This window comes from Amycolatopsis sp. SID8362, from assembly GCF_010550475.1.
GTDB lineage: Bacteria > Actinomycetota > Actinomycetes > Mycobacteriales > Pseudonocardiaceae > Amycolatopsis > Amycolatopsis eburnea.
The window spans coordinates 1-1,310 of record NZ_JAAGNB010001239.1; the positions used below are offsets into that span (position 1 = coordinate 1).

The window sequence follows — 1,310 nt, forward strand, 5'->3', positions numbered from 1 at the left end:
AGCAGCCCGGCCGTGCCGAAGCGGTTGGCGACGTCGCGCTCCGGCAGTCCGGCGAACGCGCCGAGCGTCTTCAGGCCGAGGCGGCGCAGCAGGTCGACGAGCTCCGCGCGTTCGGCGCCGGGCTGGTCGAGCTCGGTGACGGGCAGCGGCGCGAGGAACTCGGCGACGCACCCGTGCGCGACGAACTCCCCGCGGCGGGCGGCGAGCGTCGCGGCGAAGAGCCCCTCGGCGATCCCGACCTGGCATTCGACGCCGGCCGCGGCCGAGACCTCGTCGACGAGCCGCTCGACGAGCGCGTGTTCGCCGCCGAAGTAGGGCGCGGCGCCGTCGACGGGTACCGCGACGAGCCCGGGCCGCACGACTTCAACGCCGACGACGAGCGCCTCGACCGCCCGTGCGACGGGTTCGAAGAGCCGCGCGTCGCGTCCGTCGTCCGCGGCGAAGACGACGAGTTCGGGACAGTTCGACTGCGCTTCCCGCCGCCGCATTCCCCGCCGGATCCGGCTCCGGCGCGCGACGGCGTTGCAGGCGACGACCCGGTTCGCGCTGAAGACGGCGGCGGGTTCGGTCACGGGTGTCCCCGCGACGGCCGCGGCGGCGACCGCGGGCCAGTCCGGGCACCAGAGGACCAGCATCCGGGCGGGGGTGTCGGAGGTGCCGCGCTGGGCTGGCACGGTCATGCGGCCGCCTGCCGGCTCACGGGGGTGGCCTGCCTGGCCGCGCACGTGAGGGACCGCTGCACGGCGATACCGCGCGAGACGGGCATGGTGCCGGCTTCGGCCGCACCGAACCTCACGCCGACGTAGGACAGGCGTGTGCGGGACCGCCGAGAAGGAGTGCCGCGCTGGGCTGGGATAACCGCCCACGGGCGCCGCCTTGCGCGGCCGAAAGACCGGTGCGCGGCGTGGTCTGCCGCAGGACCGGGTGGCAGCGTCGGGCTCGGCCACCGCTCAGGCGGGACCGCCCGATCCGGACGCGTGGCAACGCTCATGCCGTCGCCTCCACTCCCAGCTCCACACCGCGGACCGCGGGTGTCACGCCGTCGGCGGGGCCCGGCAGCAGCAGCTCCGCCGACACCGGGCGGGCCGCCGATCCGCGGCCGTGGACGCGGATCGCCACTCGGCGCTGACGCAGGTGGCCGTAGCCCTCCTCCGGGCCCGTCCACGCCTCGCGGCGGCACGACAGCTCGACGTCCGCTCCCGGCCAAGCACCCGACGCCAGCAGCACCGCTCCGCGATGGCGGGCGCGTGCCGACAAGCGGCGGGCCACCGAGGGCAGGACCGTCTCCGAGTGGACCGCCACCACGTCCA

2 pseudogenes are annotated in these 1,310 nt (G+C 76.2%); both read right to left on the reverse strand.

The features are described from left to right. Positions 1–635, reverse strand: a pseudogene (locus tag G3I65_RS38530) (DNA polymerase Y family protein); the annotation flags it as partial. Positions 636–987: 352 nt separating this feature from the next. Next, positions 988–1,310 (reverse strand): annotated as a pseudogene (locus tag G3I65_RS38535) (hypothetical protein); the annotation flags it as partial.